The sequence below is a fragment of the Vibrio gazogenes genome (assembly GCF_023920225.1).
In the GTDB taxonomy this organism is placed as follows: domain Bacteria; phylum Pseudomonadota; class Gammaproteobacteria; order Enterobacterales; family Vibrionaceae; genus Vibrio; species Vibrio gazogenes.
In genome coordinates, this window is the sequence record NZ_CP092587.1 from 2,917,858 (window position 1) to 2,937,649 (window position 19,792).

The window sequence follows — 19,792 nt, forward strand, 5'->3', positions numbered from 1 at the left end:
TCCCCTCAAATTGCAATATTGGAAAATATTTTGACAGTTCCGCAACCCTGCCGAACCATCGTTTATCTTGATACTGTATTCACCCGCAGAAGATCATCTTATTTATTTCACTCTAAAAAATAAATACATCTTCGTTCTCGTAAACTTCTACTGTAGTGAATCCATTGCCAAAGCCGTATCCAACATACGGTTTGCAAAGCCCCATTCGTTATCGCACCAGACTAGCATTTTTACCAAACGTCCGTTACTAACTCTTGTTTGTGAACCATCAACAATGGCGCTATGCGCATCATGATTGAAATCGGTCGAAACAAGTGGCGCTTCAGTATAGTCAACAATGCCCCGTAATGTACACTGAGAAGCATCAATTATGGTTTGATTTACGTCATTAACTTTAACATTTGTATTGATTGTGACACTTAAGTCCATCGCGGTTACGTTGACTGTCGGCACCCGCACCGAAATCGCTTCAAACTTATTCAAAAACTTGGGAAAAATTCGCTCGATCCCTTTATGTAACTTGGTGTCTACCGGAATAATCGACTGACTGGCCGCCCGGGTTCGACGCAGATCATGATGATAAGCATCAATCACGGGTTGGTCGTTCATCGAAGAATGAATCGTGGTAATCGTGCCGGAATCAATACCAAAATTTTCATCCAGTACCTTGATAATCGGCACAATACAGTTGGTCGTACACGAGCCATTTGAAACGATGCGATGCTCTGCTTTTAACGAATCATGGTTGACCCCGTAGATAATCGTGTTATCTAAATTATGTCCACCGGGGTGTGAAAAAAGAACCTGCCGCGCACCGGCTTCCAAATGGGCGAGACCATCATCCCGACTGCCAAAAACACCGGTACAATCGAGTACAATATCAATGTCCAGATTACACCACGGCAGGAGTTTCGGCTCAGACAAGTGAAGAATCCGGATCGCATCAGAACCACCATCGTCATGGCTAATATATAAATGTTCTTGATCGTAGCGAACCTTTTTAAAAAAGCGACCATGACTCGAATCATACTGAAGAAGATGAGCCATCGCGTCAGGTTGTGCCAATTCATTGACGGCCACGACTTCAATTTGCTGATTCTTGCCACTTTCATAGACAGCCCGCAAAATATTCCGGCCAATTCGGCCAAAACCATTGATGGCGATTCTTAGCATTCTTCTCTCACCTTATTGTTCTTCTTCATTTTAAATTAGATTGACGATAGTAGCGGATTGTACAAAAAAATAACATTGGTAATCGCCTTCTATCACCGCATGACGCCAAATACAGATAGACTTGCTGGACACATCCAGCATGACAGACCAATCATCCGACCAAAAAATGCCGGACATCTGGTCCGGCATTCAATAGATGATCAACAACTGTACTTATCTTTACCCTAAAGACAGTGCCACTTCCACGACATTGTCCACGGTAAAGCCGAACAATTTGAACAGTTCGCCAGCCGGTGCTGACTCACCAAAGCTGTTCATACCGACAATGCGACCATTGAGGCCGACATACTTGTACCAGTAATCCGCAATACCCGCTTCAATCGCAACGCGAGCAGTCACTGAGGCTGGTAGTACCGCTTCACGGTAAGCGGCATTCTGACGGTCAAATGCATCGGTTGACGGCATGGAAACCACACGAACCTGCTTGCCCTTCGCGGTCAGTTCCGCTGCTGCTTGAACGGCTAAATCAACTTCAGAGCCGGTCGCGATCAGAATTAAATCCGGTGTGCCCTGACAATCTTTCAGGATGTAGCCACCTTTGGCGATGTTTGCTACCTGTTCTGCATCACGCGCTTGTTGCGCCAGATTCTGACGAGAGAAAATCAGTGCCGTCGGGGCATCTTTGCGTTCAATCGCCAGCTTCCAAGCCATCGCGGATTCAACCTGGTCACAAGGACGCCATGTACTCATGTTCGGCGTCAGACGCAGTGAAGCAATTTGTTCAACCGGCTGGTGGGTCGGCCCGTCTTCACCCAAACCAATTGAATCATGGGTGTAAACCTGAATGTTCTGCACTTTCATCAGCGCAGCCATCCGCATGGCATTGCGCGCGTATTCCATAAACATCAGGAAAGTCGCGCCGTAAGGAATGAAACCGCCATGCAACGCAATCCCGTTGATGATAGCCGTCATCCCAAATTCACGGACACCGTAATGAATATAGTTGCCGGACGCATCATCTGGCGTCAGTGACTTCGAGCCAGACCACATGGTCAGGTTAGAAGGCGCGAGGTCAGCCGAGCCGCCCATGAATTCAGGCAGTAACTTGCCGAAGGCTTCCAAAGCATTTTGAGACGCTTTACGAGAAGCGATTGTGGCCGGATTGGCTTGCAATTGTGCAATGATTTGGTTGGCTTGTGTTTCCCAGTCTGCTGGCAGTTCACCATTGACCCGACGCTTGAATTCAGCCGCCAGCTCAGGGTAAGCCGCCTGATACGCTGCGAACTTCTCATCCCATGCGGCTTCTTTTGCTGCGCCGGATTCTTTCGCATCCCACTGCGCATAAATGTCAGCCGGAATCTCAAACGGGCCATATTCCCAACCCAGTTGCTCACGTGTTGCTTTGATTTCATCCGCACCCAGTGGTGCGCCGTGGCAATCATGAGAGCCGGATTTGTTGGGTGAGCCAAAACCAATCACAGTTTTGGTACAAATCAATGTCGGACGTGACGTTTCCGCTTTGGCTGCGGTAATCGCCGCTTCAATCGCCGCAGCATCATGTCCGTCTACCGCCGGAATAACATGCCAGCCGTACGCTTCAAAGCGTTTCGCCGTGTCATCTGTGAACCAACCGTCCACATCACCGTCAATCGAAATGCCGTTGTCATCCCAAAACGCAATCAGCTTGCCCAGACCCAAAGTACCGGCCAAAGAGCACGCTTCATGAGAAATCCCTTCCATCAAACAGCCATCACCGAGGAAAGCATAAGTGTGATGGTCAACGATATTATGCTGGTCACGGTTAAACTGCGCGGCGAGCGCTTTCTCCGCAATTGCCATACCAACCGCGTTGGTGATGCCTTGTCCGAGTGGCCCGGTTGTGGTTTCAATGCCCGGTGCATAACCGTACTCCGGGTGGCCCGGTGTTTTCGAATGCAACTGACGGAAGTTCTTCAGGTCGTCAATCGACAGATCATACCCCGTCAAATGCAACAGTGAATAAATCAGCATCGAGCCGTGGCCGTTAGAGAGCACGAAACGGTCGCGGTCAGCCCAATTCGGGTTTTGTGGATTGTGGTTCAGGTGAGAGCGCCACAGCACTTCAGCGATATCCGCCATCCCCATCGGGGCGCCGGGGTGACCTGAGTTGGCTTGTTGAACACCATCCATACTTAAAGCGCGGATTGCATTCGCGAGACGTTTTTGGGAAGACATGTCAGCTCCTGAAAGTCATAAAGCAAAAAATGAATGTAGATTACGACGAAATAACACCGTATTTGCAAAATACCATATTAAAAAAAGCACTATATTGTCGCAAAGCCCTTTACTTGGCGCAATCGATTTACTGTGCCGATAAGTGCGCGATCTATCGCAGATTTATCGGTTATTTTCCCGAAATGAAAAACACTGTCATTTCCAATAAGCATCATGATGTTTATTAATCATAAAAAAAAAAGCTTGTAATTCCATTGACGCAGAATAGAATAGACGTCTAGATGTAAAAACATCTCTTGCGTTTAGCGCTTGTTTGCAAATAATTTCGAGTAAGTGTTCAGTACGACTTGCTCATCATCTGAGTGGAGTTCTCATGACAAAGCATCTGTTTACTTCTGAATCCGTATCAGAAGGACATCCTGATAAAATTGCCGATCAAATTTCCGATGCCGTACTTGATGCGATTTTAGAACAAGACCCAAAAGCGCGTGTTGCCTGTGAAACCTATGTCAAAACAGGCATGGTCATGGTTGGTGGCGAAATCACGACATCAGCTTGGGTAGATATTGAAGAATTAACCCGAACCACTGTTCGTGAAATTGGCTATACCCATTCAGATATGGGATTCGATGCGGACTCTTGCGCAGTTTTAAATACCATCGGCAAACAGTCTCCGGATATTAATCAAGGTGTCGATCGCGCCGACCCGAAAGAACAAGGCGCCGGTGACCAAGGTATTATGTTCGGTTATGCAACCAACGAAACTGATGTCCTGATGCCAGCCCCGATCACTTACGCTCACCGCTTGGTTCAACGTCAGTCAGAAGTGCGTAAAAACGGCACACTGCCATGGTTACGTCCGGATGCAAAATCTCAGGTAACTTTCCAATATAACGACGGCAAAATTGCCGGAATCGATGCCGTGGTATTATCCACGCAACACAGTGACTCCATTTCAACCGAGTCATTGAGAGAAGCGGTGATGGAAGAGATCATCAAACCGACGCTGCCAGCTGAATGGTTAAACAAAGAAACCAAATACTTTATCAACCCTACCGGTCGTTTTGTTATCGGTGGTCCAATGGGTGACTGTGGTCTGACTGGTCGGAAGATCATCGTTGATACATACGGTGGTGCAGCACGTCACGGTGGCGGTGCCTTCTCCGGAAAAGATCCATCTAAAGTTGACCGTTCAGCCGCCTACGCAGCGCGTTATGTTGCCAAAAACATCGTTGCAGCCGGTCTGGCTGATCGTTGTGAGATTCAACTATCTTACGCGATTGGTGTTGCGGATCCGACCTCAATCATGATTGAAACATTCGGCACAGAAAAAGTTGCACACGATATCATCATTGAAGCCGTTCGTCAGTTCTTCGACCTTCGTCCATACGGACTTCAGGAAATGTTGAATCTGCTTCAGCCGATCTATAAAAAGACTGCTGCTTATGGTCACTTCGGTCGAAATGAATTCCCATGGGAAGCAACCGATAAAGCTGCATTACTACGGGACTTCGCCGGCCTCAAATAAGTCAGCCTGTTCATCAACAGCATTATCTTGAATTCATAGCCCTCCACTCGGAGGGCTTGCTTCTATATACAGAAACCGACATGATAAATAACTTGGATTGCATCATTAAATGCAATCAGTTTCATACAAATTTGCTGTGAGCTAAAAATTGCTTTTAACCGAAAAGAAGAGCCAAACAGATAAGGTAGAACAACGTGTCAGCCTCACCAATATCAGCTGAACTTCATACCCAAGTCACCGCTCGGATCTTGTCTTGTATTGAGCAAGCATCGCACTACTTTCAACACCCCTTCCCGCAACCAAGTCTTAGCTATCAACTGCGTGGTAAAGCGGCCGGAAAAGCTTATTGTCATCGCTGGGAAATCCGTCTGAACCCGGTGCTGCTGGTTGAAAATCAAAGCGAGTTTTTACAACAAGTGATTCCTCACGAGATAGCTCACTTGCTGGTTCACCACCTATATGGACGAGTAAGACCACACGGTTCAGAATGGCAATCGGTGATGACACAGGTTTTCAGTTTGCCCCCTCAGACAACCCACCAATTTGATACACGTTCCGTAGCCGGAGAAACCTTCGCATACCATTGCCAATGTCAGCAATTTTCGTTGTCGATTCGTCGTCACCGGAAAGTACAGCGTCAGCAAGTCATCTATCGTTGTACACAATGCCACCAGCCACTGAGATATAATGGCACCGGATATGAATGACAAACGAGGTTTTTCCCTTTTGTTTTCAATGATCCCTCTTGTAATTTCAGTTTGCAGCGCCCATCTTATACCCAATAAAAGCGACAGGCCTTGATTGATAGGAAGCTTGGATTGATGGGAAGCTTGTTGAGAACCATCCTGTTCACAGATCGGTTTAAAGAAAGTCGGTTTAGAGAAAATTGTCTGAGAAAAAATCGATTGAGAAAAAGTCCGGTTCAGGAAATGTTGATTTAGGAAAATTTATGAGAATGCCCCGTATTTATCATCCGGAGAAAATCTCCCCCGCTCGTCTGGTGACATTAAGCGAAGATGCGGCCGGTCATGTCGGACGTGTACTGAGAATGCAAACAGGGCAGGAAATCTTATTATTTGATGGTAATGGCTCAGAATATCCGGCCGTGTTGACCGAAATCAGTAAAAAAGCAGTCACCGTGCAAGTCGGAGACGCTGTTGTTCGCGACAATGAATCCCCGCTGCACCTTCATCTGGGTCAGGTCATTTCTCGCGGAGACAAAATGGAATTTACCATTCAAAAATCCGTGGAGCTCGGCGTCAATACCATCACCCCTCTGCTGTCAGAACGATGTGGTGTCAAACTGGATCAAAAACGCTTTGAGAAAAAATTGCAGCAATGGCAAAAGATTGTGATTGCGGCCTGTGAACAATGCGGACGTAATACGATTCCTGAGATCAGACCGATCATGTCACTGGCAGATTGGTGCAGTGAAGAGACAGACTCACTCAAACTGAACCTTCATCCTCGTGCATCGTATTCAATCAACACCCTACCGGCACCAAACAAAGGCATTCGTCTGCTCATCGGTCCGGAAGGGGGACTGTCCGCTGAAGAAATTCAGATGACGAAAAATTATCAATTTGAAGAAATATTACTCGGTCCCCGCGTGCTCAGAACAGAAACGGCAGCCTTAACGGCGATCACCGCACTACAGGTGCGTTTTGGTGACCTTGGCTAAGAGCCAACTCAAGACTTGGAGAATAAAGAATGATTAAACTAGGCGTTGTGATGGATCCAATTGAAGGGATCAACATCAAAAAAGATACCACCTTTGCGATGATGCTTGAAGCACAGCGTCGTGGCTATGAAGTTCACTACATCAAAATGGATGGACTGCATTTAGATCAAGGCGTCGCTTATGCCGACACCCAAATTGTGCGTCTTCAGGAAGATCCGAGCCACTGGTTTGATATTCAGTCAAGCCAAAGCATTGCGCTGTCTGAGCTGGATGCGGTGCTGATGCGTAAAGATCCGCCATTCGATACTGAATATATCTACGCCACCTATATTCTGGAAAGAGCAGAAGAACAAGGTACTCTGATTGTCAATAAACCGCAGAGTCTGCGTGATTGCAATGAGAAGCTGTTTACGGCTTGGTTCCCGGAATTGACACCGACCACCATCGTGACCCGCAAAGCGGAGAAGATCCGCGCATTTCAGCAGCAGCACGGCGATATTATTCTCAAGCCGTTAGATGGGATGGGTGGCGCGTCGATCTTCCGAGTGAAATCAGGTGATCCGAACCTTTCCGTCATTATTGAAACGTTAACCAACCAAGGCCAAAATTACTGTATGGCACAAACTTTCGTGCCGGACATCAGCAATGGTGATAAACGTATCCTTGTCGTAGACGGAGAGCCAATGCCGTATTGTCTGGCCAGAATTCCACCCGAGGGTGAAACGCGAGGCAATCTGGCAGCCGGAGGCACTGGAGAAGCCCGGCCACTGACAGAAACGGATCGTCAGATCGCTGAAAAAATAGCACCGGCACTGAAGGAAAAAGGGCTAATTTTTGTCGGTCTCGATGTGATCGGTGATAAACTCACCGAAATCAATGTCACCAGCCCAACCTGTGTTCGGGAAATTGAAGCAAAATACAATATTTCAATTACAGGAAAGCTCATGGACGCTATCGAACGACGCGTAAAAGCATAAATGGTGTCAGAATTTCTCTCTGAATAATGAGGGCTCATCCGATGAATTTAACCAATCATTTTCTTGTGGCAATGCCGGGAATGCAGGATCCTTATTTCAAAAATAGTGTGATTTACATTTGTGAACACAATGAAGAAGGTGCCATGGGGCTGATGATTAATGCCCCTATCGATATCACAGTAGAAACCATGCTGAAACAGGTCGAGATTGACCCGCTTTATCCGCAGGAAAAAACCTATAGTCTGAATAGCCCTGTCTTTAATGGTGGGCCGATTTCTTCTGATCGGGGCTTTATTTTGCACCGCCCCCAAGATCACTATGAATCCAGCCTGCAAATGACGGATGAGCTGAGTGTCACAACCTCAAAAGATATTCTGGCTGTGCTCGGCACTGATGCCGAACCCAGTCATTATCTGGTTGCTCTTGGCTATTCCGGTTGGGAAGCCGGACAACTGGAGAGTGAATTGGCTGACAATTCCTGGCTGACCATTGAAGCCGATCCGGAAGTCATTTTTAACACACCGATTCATGAGAAATGGAATCGGGCGGTCAAGAAACTGGGCATTACCCCAGCACAGCTATCGACGATGGCGGGACACGCTTAACCCCGTCGTGGCTGAAGCGCATCAACAGAGTGAAAATAAATATGTCCAGAACAATCATGGCCTTTGACTACGGCACAAAAAGTATCGGCAGTGCGATCGGGCAGGAAATTACCGGTACCGCATCCCCTCTGAAGGCTTTTCCGGCGAAAGACGGGATTCCCAGATGGGAGGATATAGAGAAGCAGATTCAGGAATGGAAACCGGACCTGCTTATCGTCGGTTTGCCGACTGATTTACAAGGCAAAGATTTGGAGACCATCACACCCCGAGCCAAAAAATTTGCCAACCGCCTACATGGTCGTTTCGGTTTACCGGTTGAACTGCATGATGAACGTTTATCTACGACAGAAGCCCGCAGCACACTGTTTGAACAAGGCGGCTTTCGGGCGCTGAAAAAAGGCAATATAGACTGTCAATCAGCCGTTATCATTCTGGAAAGCTGGTTTGAAACCCAGTGGGGGTGAGCCCCTCACTGGTTCTCTATCTTTCATTTCTCTAGCGCCTTCCCGAGATTCAATAACCGCTGCCGATCTTGCATCATGGTTCTCATCCCACGCTCGGCTCCTGCCTGCATGACCGATTCAATCTGAGGCAGTCGATTTTCCCGGATCAAATTCCGCACCGCTGAAGTCGCTATCAACACTTCATAACAGCCGACCCGACCGCCCCCGACTTTGGGCAATAAGCGCTGGGCAATCACTGCCTGTAGCGATTCGGCCAGCACAGTACGAACCCGGCTCTGCTCATCTGCGGGAAACACATCAATCATCCGATCAATTGATTGTGCAGCACTACGGGTATGCAGTGTTGCCAACACCAAATGTCCGGTTTCTGCTGCGGTCAAGGCCAAGCGAATCGTTTCCGGATCGCGCAATTCACCGATCAGCAACACATCCGGATCAGCCCGTAATGCAGCGCGCAGCGCCTCGGCAAAAGACGCACTATCGCGCCCGATTTCCCGGTGATGCACCAAAGACTGCTGAGAGTGATGGACAAACTCAACCGGATCTTCAATCGTCACAATATGCTTCTCATCTCGGCGGTTAATTGCATCGACCATTGCAGCTAAGGTTGTTGATTTGCCGGAACCGGTCGCCCCGGTAACCAATACCAACCCCTGACGATAACGACAAATATCGGCAAGAATATCCGGTGATTCAAGGGATTGGAGCGTCGGAATATCACTCGGAATATAGCGCATTACCGCAGCATAGCCACGGCTTTGCACAAAACGATGAACCCGAAAACGACCATACTCACTCTGATAACACCAGTCCGCTTCTTGGGTAAGCTGAAACAGCTCTCGCTGTGCGACGGTCATCATCGATTCGGTCAGAGACAGGATCGTCTGGCTGGATAAAGTTTCACATGCCACCTTTCTCAATCCACCATCAATTCGTAACATCGGCGGATGATTTGCAGAAAGATGTAGATCAGAGGCGTTCTGTTTTACACTAAGAGCCAGTAACGTTGATATATCCATGAGTTGATTCTGCCATTCTGTTTTTCATCGGGAAAATACATCAATTTAGTATTTATCTGTTGATGGTGTTCTGCTTACAATGAACGGTTTACAATGAACCTTCTACAACTACCTGTTTAGACAAATAACTATGAGTACGATTGCACAAAACATTCAACATATCATGTCAGACATCGAGCGGGTTCAGGAAAAGTGTGGACGTACTCGAAATTCTGTTCTTTTGCTGGCGGTCAGCAAAACCAAACCGGTCGAAGCGATTGATGAGGCAATTCAAGCCGGTCAGCTTGCTTTCGGTGAAAACTATGTGCAGGAAGGGGTCGAAAAAGTACAGTATTTCGCCCGACACGCACAGGACAAACCTTTAGAATGGCACTTTATCGGCCCGATACAGTCCAATAAAACACGTCAGGTTGCAGAGCACTTTGCATGGGTTCATACCATTGATCGAGAGAAAATCGCCCAACGTCTCAACGATCAAAGGCCAGCTGACATGCCACCGCTTCAGGTGCTGATTCAGGTCAATACCAGCGGGGAAGAGTCAAAATCCGGAGCTGGGGAGCAAGAGATTTTTCAGTTGGCTGCATTGATTTCTGCGCTGCCAAACCTCACCTTAAGAGGATTAATGTCGATTCCGGAAAACGTGCCGGACTATGATGCTCAACTGGCTGCGTTTAAAAAATTGACTACATTGAAAGTGAAACTACAAGAAATCTATCCCGAAGTGGATACGCTTTCCATGGGAATGAGTGGAGATATGGAAGCTGCGATTGCAGCGGGTAGTACCATCGTCAGAATCGGAACCGCTATTTTTGGTGCCCGAGATTATTCGAATATCTGACGCCAAAAAACTAAGGAAAACTATCTATGGAACAAAGACAGATCGCCTTCATCGGTGCCGGAAATATGGCAAAAGCGATCATTGCGGGCTTAGTTGGTAGCGGATACCCCGCGACACAAATCACGGCAACAGCGCCGACAGATCGGCATTTGCTACCACTGGCGAACGATTATGGTATCCGAACATCACACGATAGCCATCAAGTCGTCCAGCAAGCAGATGTGGTCATTCTTGCAGTGAAGCCTCAATTGATGGCTGATGTTTGCCGTCATTTTCAGGATATTGATTTGTCCCAAAAGCTAGTAATTTCTATTGCAGCCGGCATCACTTGTCAGCGTTTGAGTGATATGCTCAACACGCCGAATCTCAACCTAATTCGGGTTATGCCCAATACGCCATCCCTGATCAATCAGGGTATGAGCGGATTATTTGCCTCCGCATCAGTAACGGAGACGGATCAAGCGTTTACAACCGAACTGTTTCAATCCGTCGGAGAGGTTTGTTGGATCAACCATGAATCTCAGATGAATGGGATTATTGCCGCAGCCGGTAGCGCACCCGCTTATTTCTTCCTATTCATGGAAGCCATGCAACAAGAAGCGATCGCCCAAGGATTTGATGCCGAGACAGCCCGTCTGCTGGTTCAACAAAGTGCAGTCGGTGCAGCAGCAATGGTCAAAGCAAATCCGGACACCGACTTCACAGCACTCAGAGAGCAGGTCACTTCAAAAGGCGGGACGACCGCTGAAGCAATCCGAACCTTCAATGAACATGATCTCGCTGAAGTGGTTGCACAAGCAATGCAAGCTGCGGTAAAACGAGCCGAAGCGATGGAAAAACAATTTTAATCATCATGACGGATAGACCGAGACGGCATATCCACGAATTAAGGGCAACTTATGAATTCAATGAGTTTTCTAATCTCTACCCTGTTTAACCTGTACATCATGGTCGTACTGATGCGTCTCTGGCTTCAGGCCGCTCGCGCAGATTTTTATAATCCGTTTTCCCAGTTTGTGGTGAAAGCAACACAGCCGGTCGTCGGTCCGCTGCGCCGTATTATTCCGTCAATTGGTAGCCTTGATCTGGCAACGGTATTATTTGCCTATGTGCTGTGTGTCCTGAAATTTACCATACTGGTGATGCTCGCTTCCGGTGGTGCGGCAGGATTCAATACCTACTTTTTATTTCTGGGGCTTCTTGCACTAATAAAAGCAGCGGGTGGATTGTTGTTCTGGGTATTGTTGATCCGTGCTATTCTGAGCTGGGTCAGTCAAGGCAGAAGCCCGATAGAATATGTCTTCATCCAAGTCACTGAACCTTTCCTGATGCCGATCAGAAAAATCTTGCCTGATTTAGGGGGCATTGATTTGAGCGTACTGGTCGTCTTTATTCTGTTGCAGTTCATGAACATCATGGTCGGTGACTTTATCGGTCCGTTATGGCATCAGCTATAATGCCCGCCATCTGTCAGGAAGAGCTGGATATAATCCTGAGGCTATATATCCAGCCCAAAGCCAGTCGTGACAATATTGTGGGATTACATGGCGATGAACTCAAAATCGCCATTACTGCCCCACCGGTCGATGGCAAAGCCAATGCCCATCTGATTAAGTTTTTGTCCAAACAATTTAAAGTCGCGAAAAGTAGTATTGAGATTGAAAAAGGCGAGCTGGGCAGACATAAACAAGTCCGGATTCACTCCCCAAGCCAAATTCCTCAGATGATCCAATCTTTGTTGTAACCTTACCGAGCCCGCCGACTGCGCAACATCCAGTCCCGCGATCAAATCATGGTGTCACATCAGCTGTCACATTCACGACAGCAATGCAATAACAATATGCATTACAACACATAAATAAATTGTTCGTATACGAACATAGTAGTACACTCTTCAGAGAGAAATAAACACCATTCACTGTGACTCTATGAGGTAATGACGTTATGCAACGCATAAAAGACCTTCGTCAATATATTGAAAAACTGGAACAACTCGAAGACATCCGTCACGTAGACAGAGCTGTTGATCCCCATCTTGAAATGGCTGCGATTACACGACGCGGCTACGATCTTCACGCCCCTGCCCCACTCTTCAGCAATATTCTCGGTACTGATAAAGGCATGAGAGCGATGGGTGCACCGGCGGCAATCAGCTCAGTTGCAGGTAAACCGGCTGCGCGTGTCGCCCTCTCTGTCGGATTGTCTGAAGATGCTTCGTGGCAAGAGATTGTCGAATGTCTGGCGACATCAACCAAAGCAGAAGGTATTCCACCGAATATCGTCGCAACCGCCCCCTGTAAACAGAATATTCTGCACGGTGCCGATGCAAGCCTTGACCGATTCCCGATTCCTTATCTTCATGAAGGTGATGGTGGCCCTTACTGCAATACATGGGGCACGATTGTGGCGCGTACACCTGATGGCAAATGGACCAACTGGTCAATCGCCCGAATTCAGAAGTTAGATGCACATCGCATGACTGGGCTGATCGTGCTGCCACAACACATTGCCTGTGTATGGGAAGAATGGCGTAAAATTGGTAAGCCGATGCCTTACGCATTGGTGCAGGGGTGTGAGCCAGCTTTACCTATCGTCTCATCGATGCCACTCGACGATTACGAAAATGAAAGTGACTACCTCGGGGGACACTTTGGCGAGGCGATAGATGTTGTACGGTGTGAAACCATCGATCTTGAAGTGCCGGCAAGTGCTGAAATCGTCATTGAAGGACATATTTCGATTGAACGAGAATGTGAAGAAGGCCCGTTTGGCGAATATCCGGGTTATATGGTGACCGAAACCAGTATGCAGCCGGTCTATCATGTTGAGTGTATTACTTATCGTGATGATGCAATCTGGCCATTCATCCCGGAAGGCCGCCCGATTGACGAATTCCATACTGCTGTCGGGGTCGCAATGAGTGCAGAAGTACTCTCAATGTTACGTGAAGCCGATTTACCGGTAACGACCGTCTGGTCACCGCTGGAAACAGCCAACCATTGGCTATTTGTCACCGTCCCCTGTGACTGGCGTGACAAGCTGCCCGGTGTGAACAGTGAAGCATTCGCCCATCAAATTGCACAAAAGATCTGGCAGACGAAGTACGGAGCAAACTGTCCGGTTATCTATGTACTGGATGATGATATTGATCCGACCGATCCGGCCGATTACCTCTGGGCACTACCGACGCGGACACATCCCACCAAACGTCGCGTGATTGATCATGGTCCGATTCTGCCGTTACTGGCCTGTTATACCGATGAAGAGTGTCAGGAGCATACTGGAGATCGCGTCGTGCATGACTGCCTGCAACCCGCACCGGATCGCGGACGCCTGCGCCATAGTTCATTTGAAGGGGCTTATCCGGAAGAGATTCAAGCGCGTGTTATCGAGCTATGGGATCAGTAAAGCAATTGAGCAAAACAAAACGAATTGAGCAAAACAAAAGCAACTAATCAAAAACAACAGCTTTGAAAAGCGCCGAAGCATTCGTCACTCAACGATTTGGGGGACTGCAAATATGAATTGGGACTTTTCAGAGCTCAACGCTCCAATCAGTGATTCGGTCAGTCTTTGTCCTGATCCGCAGACGGAAAAGAGGCTTCATGGAAACCTTCGTCCCGGTAGGTTCGGGCGGTCTCCTTAAACTGCTGTTCAATAGCCAGAAAAGCCACCACTATCTCGGGTTCAAAATGTGTTCCTTTGCCTTTTTTGATAATGCTGACCGCTTTTTCATGAGAAAATGCCGGTTTGTAGACCCGTTCAGAAATCAGTGCATCGTAAACATCAGCGAGCGCCATCAAACGAGCGCTAAGCGGAATCTCATATTCTTTCAGTCCCTGCGGATAACCCGTGCCGTCCCATTTTTCCTGATGACTCATGGCAATTTCCTTGGCAAATTGCAGAAAATCACATTTGAAATCAATCGCTGACTCCACAGAAACAATCACATTCCGCCCAATCTCAGTATGTGTTTTCATGATCTCGAATTCATCTTCCGTCAGTTTGCCCGCCTTCAAGAGAATCGCATCAGGGATCCCCACTTTACCAATGTCATGTAAAGGTGCGGACTTAAACAAATTCTCAATCGTCTCGGGGGTCAACTGTTCGACATAAAGCCCCTGCCGGACGAGTTCTTCCGCCAGATATTTAATGTAACGTTGGGTTCTACGGATGTGATTACCGGTTTCGTTATCTCGGGTTTCAGCCAGTGAGGCCATCGCTTCAATCGTTGCATTCTGCAAGCTTTCCAAATGATGAGTACGCTCTCGAACCCGTTGTTCCAAAATACGGTTTTGGTTCGCAAGCTCTGACATTGCCTGTTTCAGACGTAGATGTGTATGCACTCTGGCAAGCAGAATCGGTGGGCTGATCGGCTTGAGAATATAGTCAACGGCACCGACATCAAATCCCTGTTGTTCGTCTGCTATCTGTGACTTCGCCGTTAAAAAGATCACCGGAATCGCCTGTGTTCGATCATCCGACTTCAGACGGCGACACACTTCATAGCCATCCATTTCCGGCATCATGATATCGAGCAGCACAATATCAGGCAGATGTTTCTGACACACGGTGATCGCCTGTTCACCTCTGGTTGTAATCAAAACATGAAAATAGGGCTTTAAAACTTCGCCTAACAAAGCACGATTCTCAGCATTGTCATCAACAATTAATACCGTATTTTTTTCATCATCCATTCTCTCCCCCTGTCACCGCTGAAAGATCAAGTGGATAAATACTGACTGCTTTTCTGAGCGTTTCACTTGCCGCTTCAAAATCACAGTCGTGAATATACTGGCAACAGGCGTCAAACGACGCGGATGTTAATACCGCTTTGAGGAACGGATAATGCTCATCAAGATACTCAACTGCCTCATTATCATATGCTGCTAAAAGAGAGGCTAACTGCTCAATCACCGCGATGTGTGCTGGTGTCAGAGAACCACCCGGCTGCTCTGTCGGCTCCGGGCGCTTGAGTGTCTGACATAATGCAGGAACCAACTGTGCGATGTGTTTTTCAGCTTCACACAATATCGCAGCCAGCGCCTCATCATCTTGTTCATGCTTAATTGCCATTTCAATCCGGGCTGCAATATCGGAAAGCAGCATCAGCCCGAGGTTAGCAGCAGATCCTTTCAAGGTATGTGCCATTAGCGTCGCTTGCGTCCGATCCTCCTGCTCTAGCGCAGTTTGAATACGCGGAACGATATCATGTTCTTTATCGATCAACTGAGAGAGCAACCGCTGATAAAGCTGCTCATTGCCAGCCAATCTCATCAGCCCATTGCGGTAATCTAAAAAAGAGAGGTCACCGAGCTGAGGCGGAGATGATTGCGTTAAGGCGGACGTGTCAGCCGAAGCTTGCTCTAGCGCCTGCGGAACATCAGTTGCAGCAGACTTTTCGCTATGACACCATTTTTTAATGGTACTCAACAGGACATTTGGATCAATGGGTTTAGAAATATGATCATTCATTCCCAAACCGAAACACCGCTCCCGCTCCTCAACCATCACATGTGCCGTCATCGCAATCAGCGGAATGTCATCATAAGCAGGAATACTGCGAATATGCTCACTGGCTTCATAGCCGTCCATCACCGGCATTTGCAGATCCATAAAGATCACATCAAATCCTGCCCCCTCATTCAGAGACTCTGCGAGCAGCGAGAGCGCTTCCCGGCCATGGCTTGCAACCGTCACATCCATCCCCCACCCCGCCATCAACTCCTGTGCAATCTGTTGGTTGATTTCATTATCCTCAACCAGCAATACCCGTATCCCGGTCAGATCATCCTGAGGTCTGACACAATGATCTACCGATGAACGACGGGATGGATGTTCTGAAGACCCAAACAGTGTCACCAGTAAATCAAACAATTTCGATTGCCCGACAGGCTTAGACAGATAACCGGATAATTGCAGCTCTTCGGTAACATGGGCAAGTTCATCTTTATCATAGGCTGTCACCATGACAATATGAGGCTGATATTCTAACGGCACGGTCTGGCGAATCTTGCGACAGGCCTCAATGCCATCCATGTCCGGCATATTCCAGTCCATCAAGACCAAATTGATCGGTTTCCCTTCAGCTATCGAGGCATCAATTTGTGCCAGCGCTTTATCAGCATGATTCACTAATGTCGGCGGATGCGATAGCACATCGAGCATATCGCCCATGATCATTAAGGCATGATCATTGTCATCAACCACCAGCGCCCGAATACCATCCAGCGTATTGGGCAACCCATCAGAAACAGTCCGAGCCCCCTGCTCTGCTTTCAGCCAGACATCAAAAATAAAGTGACTCCCTTGCCCCAACTCACTTTCAACCCGAATCGTACCGCCCATCAACTCAACCAAACGCTGACAGATAGATAACCCCAAACCCGTACCGCCATACTTGCGAGTCGTACTGCCGTCAGCCTGAGTAAATACGGTAAATAATTGTTCTATATGCTCAGGCGTCATGCCAATCCCTGTATCGGAAACGATAAACTCCAACTGAATTTGCTCCGCTTGGCGCTTCACTTCTCTCACAGAAACTGAGATCTCCCCCTGTTCAGTAAATTTCACCGCATTGTTAACCAGATTAATAATCACCTGCCCCAATCGCAGCGGATCACCATACAACTTTTTCGGCAATCCTCGCGGCACGGAGAATAGGAGTTCTAATCCTTTATCAAATGCTTTCTGACCGTTTAGTATGGATACATTGTGAAAGATATCGTCCAGTTCAAAACTGACATTCTCAATGGTCAGCTTCCCAGCCTCAATTTTACTGAAATCCAGAATATCATTAATAATCCCCAATAAGAGTGAGGCGGAATTATGGATTTTAGACAGATAATCATGCTGTTTGGTCGTTAAGTTGGTCTTTAAAGCTAAATGAGACATGCCGATAATTGCGTTCATCGGGGTTCTGATTTCATGGCTCATATTGGCCAGAAACATCGATTTAACTTTCAGTGCCTCTTCTGCTTTTTCACGCGCGTCATACAACTCATTTTCGACCACCTTACGCGCAGAAACATCACGTAAAAATAAAGCCGCCTGACAACGCTCGTTGAGGACAAAAATCGTCACCCCCAAATCCACCGGAATCATCACACCAGACTTGGTATACGTTTCAATCTCGAAAAACTCACCATACACTTTTGCCTGATCTTGAATGGCGAGAGGAGGCTGTAAGATCTCCGCCAACGAATCCGGCATTACTATCTTCAGCAATGTAATACAATTCTGCCCTAAAACATCTTGGCTTTGATATTGATAAACCGCTTCGGCCGTTTGATTCCATAACAGAATGCTGCCCTGTTCATCGATGATCACCACGCTCGATGGTGCACCGTCAACAATCGTCCGGGCAAAGACTTCACTGTCTTGTAAATCCTGTGTTCGCCGTGCGATTTCTTGCTCTAATCCAACCTGATGTTGTGCCAGTTGCTGATTTTTATGCTGAAGTTCATTCATCAGCTCATCACGACTCTTCTCTCGTAATTGATCTGCCAATTGTTCGAATTCAAACTCTGTCGGCAGATAATTCGCAACACATGGCACCACCCAACTGATCGCCTGACTATCCTGTTCAATTATCAGCCCGGGGACAGTCAATGTTCTCGATTCGACAGATTCAGGAATCGAACAGCTCACTGTAATCCGATCCTGCTGAAAGACAAAATCAATGACGCACTCCCCGAAAGCCTCAAGCAACCGCAACACAAATTCAGCACTCATCAGCATGAAATAATCCTGCTGTTCGGGACTAAAACGGTAGCAACGGAAGATCGCCTGAAATTTGTGTCGGATCACCAGTTTACTGATGTTGTCGTGATAAACAGGGCAGTGGATCGATTCATTCATACGTTGTACTCCAGCACGATCACGGTAATATCATCATGTGGTTTACCGAAATGTTCGACCAAAAATGAAGCAAACTGCTGAAGTGGGCGATACTGAGCAAAATGACATAGGCCTAGATCTAAATTTTCCTTAATCCCATCGGTGGTCAATAAGAAACGTTCATTGTCGCCAAATGGGCCTTGGAACACATTCAATGTCGGGATCATCTCACCGACAACCCCCGGCTGAGAAAAATAAGTACGCCAGTCATCACCACACTTTCTCATCAATGTATTTCCGACACCAACCCCCTGAAAACATCGCGTCTGAAGGTTAAAAAAAACCAATGTCACGGCAGCGCCCAAACTGCCATGAAAATGATCATGCATCTGCTCAAGTAACTGCGGGAGTTCATCCGCTGACTGGGTATGAAAGCTAGTGTCGGCATGAAAACGAGCGTCGAGATAACCTTCCATCTCTCGAGCCAAATGAGCGGCTTGCGGCCCATGTCCTAACACATCAATAATCGCAACCATCAAACCCCAGTCATTTTCTCGCACGAACACACCATCTCCGGACTCAGACTCTCCCAAATAAGGAACGCAGTGAGAATACCATTCAAACGGCATCGTCATTCCCCCATTTGATGACACTCACAATGGTTCCGCGCTTCTCGGTGTCAGACGCTTCGGTAAATGACTGGATCTCAAATTGATCCACCATTCTTTGCACGCCCGGCAACCCCATTCCTAAAGAACCGCCGGTCGAAAAATGCTCCGCCATCGCCTGTTCAATATGTGCAATTCCCGGCCCGAAATCCCGGGCAATGACCCGCATACCGTGTTGCGTTTTTCGTTCAAACTTGCGCAGTATTTCGGCCAGTTCGATACGCCCACTTCCAGCATACTTAACAATATTCGTTGCCAACTCAGAAACAATCGTGGCGATTTCACTTGTCGCTGTCGGAGAAAAATCAAGCTGCTGGGCAAATGTAAATGTCCCCATCACCGCCATCATGACATCCGCTTCACAATCAATCGTATAAACATCACCCAGCGCTTTTACCGATACCGGTTCATCCATTCCAGCGCTCCTGTGACTCCCGGAGCAATACAAGCCCTTGCTCCAAATCTGCAGCACAACATAATGCCGACGTATCAACCCCCAGACTCATCAATCCCATCACAATGCCCGGTCTGAAACCGACAAAGATACATTGCCGCCCCATGACCTGAACATTCAGGGATATCTGGATCAATGCTTCAATATCTTGTCGATCCAACGTTTTTACGTCAGACATATCAATCAAGACACCGTGGAGATAATTTTCAGCAAGTTGACTCAAAAGTTCATGGCAAAAATCAGCCAGAATACCCGCCGAAAGATCCGCCTGTATAGAGGCAACAAGTGCATGTTTGAGCTGACTAATCGCAATCGATTCTCGCATGACTGCG

The 19,792-nt window shown here is 47.5% G+C and carries 19 protein-coding genes; 11 read left to right on the plus strand and 8 right to left on the minus strand.

Annotation, left to right across the window (positions count from 1 at the left end):
* Nucleotides 1–147: 147 nt before the first annotated feature.
* Nucleotides 148–1,173: an erythrose-4-phosphate dehydrogenase gene (gene epd, locus MKS89_RS13010; RefSeq protein WP_072958284.1), complete on the minus strand. Its 1,026-nt coding sequence runs from the start codon at nt 1,171–1,173 to the stop codon at nt 148–150.
* Between the two features lie 219 nt (nt 1,174–1,392).
* On the minus strand, nt 1,393–3,387 hold the full coding sequence (tkt, locus tag MKS89_RS13015; protein WP_072958281.1) for a transketolase: 1,995 nt from the start codon (nt 3,385–3,387) through the stop codon (nt 1,393–1,395).
* Nucleotides 3,388–3,760: 373 nt separating this feature from the next.
* On the opposite strand from tkt, the gene metK reads away from it, so the two are divergent.
* The 6 genes from metK to ruvX all read left to right on the plus strand — a co-directional run bounded on the left by metK (nt 3,761) and on the right by ruvX (nt 8,642).
* Complete coding sequence (gene metK / locus MKS89_RS13020) at nt 3,761–4,915, plus strand: methionine adenosyltransferase (protein ID WP_072958279.1); 1,155 nt, start codon at nt 3,761–3,763, stop codon at nt 4,913–4,915.
* Between the two features lie 194 nt (nt 4,916–5,109).
* A complete protein-coding gene (locus MKS89_RS13025; protein WP_077316377.1) occupies nt 5,110–5,622 on the plus strand; it encodes a SprT family zinc-dependent metalloprotease in 513 nt (170 codons plus the stop codon).
* A gap of 242 nt (nt 5,623–5,864) precedes the next feature.
* Nucleotides 5,865–6,596, plus strand: a complete 732-nt coding sequence (gene rsmE, locus MKS89_RS13030) for a 16S rRNA (uracil(1498)-N(3))-methyltransferase (protein WP_072958277.1) — start codon at nt 5,865–5,867, stop codon at nt 6,594–6,596.
* 29 nt (nt 6,597–6,625) lie between these two features.
* Nucleotides 6,626–7,573, plus strand: a complete 948-nt coding sequence (gene gshB, locus MKS89_RS13035; RefSeq protein WP_072958274.1) for a glutathione synthase — start codon at nt 6,626–6,628, stop codon at nt 7,571–7,573.
* A 41-nt stretch (nt 7,574–7,614) separates the two neighbouring features.
* Nucleotides 7,615–8,178 (plus strand): YqgE/AlgH family protein, encoded by a 564-nt coding sequence (locus MKS89_RS13040; RefSeq protein ID WP_072958271.1) that lies wholly within the window; start codon nt 7,615–7,617, stop codon nt 8,176–8,178.
* Between the two features lie 41 nt (nt 8,179–8,219).
* Entirely contained in the window at nt 8,220–8,642 is a 423-nt protein-coding gene (gene ruvX, locus MKS89_RS13045) for a Holliday junction resolvase RuvX (RefSeq protein ID WP_072958269.1), read from the plus strand.
* A 23-nt stretch (nt 8,643–8,665) separates the two neighbouring features.
* Here ruvX and MKS89_RS13050 read toward each other — a convergent pair whose 3' ends face one another.
* Nucleotides 8,666–9,661: a type IV pilus twitching motility protein PilT gene (locus MKS89_RS13050; RefSeq protein WP_072958266.1), complete on the minus strand. Its 996-nt coding sequence runs from the start codon at nt 9,659–9,661 to the stop codon at nt 8,666–8,668.
* A 130-nt stretch (nt 9,662–9,791) separates the two neighbouring features.
* On the opposite strand from MKS89_RS13050, the gene MKS89_RS13055 reads away from it, so the two are divergent.
* From MKS89_RS13055 to MKS89_RS13075, 5 genes are all read left to right on the plus strand, one after another.
* Nucleotides 9,792–10,499 carry a YggS family pyridoxal phosphate-dependent enzyme gene (locus MKS89_RS13055; protein WP_072958263.1) on the plus strand — a complete coding sequence of 236 codons (708 nt, stop codon included), beginning with the start codon at nt 9,792–9,794 and terminating at the stop codon, nt 10,497–10,499.
* 26 nt (nt 10,500–10,525) lie between these two features.
* Entirely contained in the window at nt 10,526–11,347 is an 822-nt protein-coding gene (gene proC, locus MKS89_RS13060; RefSeq protein WP_072958259.1) for a pyrroline-5-carboxylate reductase, read from the plus strand.
* Nucleotides 11,348–11,398: 51 nt separating this feature from the next.
* Nucleotides 11,399–11,956 (plus strand): YggT family protein, encoded by a 558-nt coding sequence (locus tag MKS89_RS13065; protein WP_072958256.1) that lies wholly within the window; start codon nt 11,399–11,401, stop codon nt 11,954–11,956.
* Nucleotides 11,956–12,243, plus strand: coding sequence for a DUF167 family protein YggU (yggU, locus tag MKS89_RS13070; protein ID WP_072958253.1), 288 nt, complete (start codon nt 11,956–11,958; stop codon nt 12,241–12,243). The genes MKS89_RS13065 and yggU overlap by 1 nt, the downstream gene beginning before the upstream one ends.
* Before the next feature lie 200 nt (nt 12,244–12,443).
* On the plus strand, nt 12,444–13,907 hold the full coding sequence (locus MKS89_RS13075; protein WP_072958251.1) for a UbiD family decarboxylase: 1,464 nt from the start codon (nt 12,444–12,446) through the stop codon (nt 13,905–13,907).
* Between the two features lie 158 nt (nt 13,908–14,065).
* Here the strand turns inward: MKS89_RS13075 and MKS89_RS13080 are convergent, their stop codons facing one another.
* From MKS89_RS13080 to MKS89_RS13100, 5 genes are read right to left on the minus strand one after another with little or no spacing between them, the layout of a single operon-like run.
* Nucleotides 14,066–15,196: a response regulator gene (locus tag MKS89_RS13080; RefSeq protein ID WP_072958248.1), complete on the minus strand. Its 1,131-nt coding sequence runs from the start codon at nt 15,194–15,196 to the stop codon at nt 14,066–14,068.
* Entirely contained in the window at nt 15,189–18,359 is a 3,171-nt protein-coding gene (locus tag MKS89_RS13085) for a hybrid sensor histidine kinase/response regulator (RefSeq protein WP_072958245.1), read from the minus strand. Before MKS89_RS13085 ends, MKS89_RS13080 begins: the two co-directional genes overlap by 8 nt.
* Nucleotides 18,356–18,967: a SpoIIE family protein phosphatase gene (locus MKS89_RS13090; RefSeq protein ID WP_072958243.1), complete on the minus strand. Its 612-nt coding sequence runs from the start codon at nt 18,965–18,967 to the stop codon at nt 18,356–18,358. Before MKS89_RS13090 ends, MKS89_RS13085 begins: the two co-directional genes overlap by 4 nt.
* Nucleotides 18,957–19,421 (minus strand): ATP-binding protein, encoded by a 465-nt coding sequence (locus MKS89_RS13095; protein WP_072958240.1) that lies wholly within the window; start codon nt 19,419–19,421, stop codon nt 18,957–18,959. Before MKS89_RS13095 ends, MKS89_RS13090 begins: the two co-directional genes overlap by 11 nt.
* Entirely contained in the window at nt 19,414–19,785 is a 372-nt protein-coding gene (locus MKS89_RS13100) for an STAS domain-containing protein (RefSeq protein ID WP_072958237.1), read from the minus strand. Before MKS89_RS13100 ends, MKS89_RS13095 begins: the two co-directional genes overlap by 8 nt.
* Nucleotides 19,786–19,792 lie beyond the last annotated feature (7 nt).

Excerpts from the sequence above, each read along its gene's own strand:
- MKS89_RS13065 (WP_072958256.1), top strand. The coding sequence starts at position 11,399 with ATGAATTCAATGAGTTTTCTAATCTCTACCCTGTTTAACCTGTACATC.
- MKS89_RS13095 (WP_072958240.1), bottom strand. The coding sequence starts at position 19,421 with ATGGATGAACCGGTATCGGTAAAAGCGCTGGGTGATGTTTATACGATT.
- MKS89_RS13080 (WP_072958248.1), bottom strand. The coding sequence starts at position 15,196 with ATGGATGATGAAAAAAATACGGTATTAATTGTTGATGACAATGCTGAG.
- metK (WP_072958279.1), top strand. The coding sequence starts at position 3,761 with ATGACAAAGCATCTGTTTACTTCTGAATCCGTATCAGAAGGACATCCT.
- yggU (WP_072958253.1), top strand. The coding sequence starts at position 11,956 with ATGCCCGCCATCTGTCAGGAAGAGCTGGATATAATCCTGAGGCTATAT.
- rsmE (WP_072958277.1), top strand. The coding sequence starts at position 5,865 with ATGAGAATGCCCCGTATTTATCATCCGGAGAAAATCTCCCCCGCTCGT.
- MKS89_RS13040 (WP_072958271.1), top strand. The coding sequence starts at position 7,615 with ATGAATTTAACCAATCATTTTCTTGTGGCAATGCCGGGAATGCAGGAT.
- MKS89_RS13085 (WP_072958245.1), bottom strand. The coding sequence starts at position 18,359 with ATGAATGAATCGATCCACTGCCCTGTTTATCACGACAACATCAGTAAA.
- proC (WP_072958259.1), top strand. The coding sequence starts at position 10,526 with ATGGAACAAAGACAGATCGCCTTCATCGGTGCCGGAAATATGGCAAAA.
- ruvX (WP_072958269.1), top strand. The coding sequence starts at position 8,220 with ATGTCCAGAACAATCATGGCCTTTGACTACGGCACAAAAAGTATCGGC.
- gshB (WP_072958274.1), top strand. The coding sequence starts at position 6,626 with ATGATTAAACTAGGCGTTGTGATGGATCCAATTGAAGGGATCAACATC.
- MKS89_RS13100 (WP_072958237.1), bottom strand. The coding sequence starts at position 19,785 with ATGCGAGAATCGATTGCGATTAGTCAGCTCAAACATGCACTTGTTGCC.
- MKS89_RS13075 (WP_072958251.1), top strand. The coding sequence starts at position 12,444 with ATGCAACGCATAAAAGACCTTCGTCAATATATTGAAAAACTGGAACAA.
- tkt (WP_072958281.1), bottom strand. The coding sequence starts at position 3,387 with ATGTCTTCCCAAAAACGTCTCGCGAATGCAATCCGCGCTTTAAGTATG.
- MKS89_RS13050 (WP_072958266.1), bottom strand. The coding sequence starts at position 9,661 with ATGGATATATCAACGTTACTGGCTCTTAGTGTAAAACAGAACGCCTCT.
- MKS89_RS13090 (WP_072958243.1), bottom strand. The coding sequence starts at position 18,967 with ATGCCGTTTGAATGGTATTCTCACTGCGTTCCTTATTTGGGAGAGTCT.
- MKS89_RS13055 (WP_072958263.1), top strand. The coding sequence starts at position 9,792 with ATGAGTACGATTGCACAAAACATTCAACATATCATGTCAGACATCGAG.
- epd (WP_072958284.1), bottom strand. The coding sequence starts at position 1,173 with ATGCTAAGAATCGCCATCAATGGTTTTGGCCGAATTGGCCGGAATATT.